Below are 303 nucleotides of genomic sequence, written 5' to 3'. Positions count from 1 at the left end.
TCAGGTTTATCTGATGTCCAGCTGCCGTCTGCCTGTTTGGTCAAGGTCACTTTTTCAGGCGTGTCAGAACCTTCAGGAGTTACTGTTACTTCTACAGTATCACCTGCTTCTGCATCGCTTGGTACTTTCACAGTTACCGAACCATCTTCTGTAGATGGGGTTACCTCTGGTGCACTTGGTGCTGTGGTATCAGGATTATTACCTGCATTCGCTGTACCTTCACTTGTGTTACCTGCATTATCAGTTGCTTTCGCTTTTACTGGCGAACCATCTTGCACTTTATCTGCTGGAATCGTCGCTTTA

The 303-nt window shown here is 46.2% G+C and carries 1 protein-coding gene; it reads right to left on the bottom strand.

The window, feature by feature from the left end; translation table 11 throughout:
• The coding region (locus ACTHRE_RS11090; protein WP_440345110.1) for a hypothetical protein at positions 1-303 on the bottom strand (303 nt) is incomplete at both ends.

Source organism: Neisseria sp. P0001.S007 (genome assembly GCF_051963655.1).
In the GTDB taxonomy this organism is placed as follows: Bacteria; Pseudomonadota; Gammaproteobacteria; order Burkholderiales; family Neisseriaceae; genus Neisseria; species Neisseria subflava_A.
Note: the sequence above shows the minus strand (reverse complement) of the source record. Positions and strands in the feature narration are given on the sequence as shown.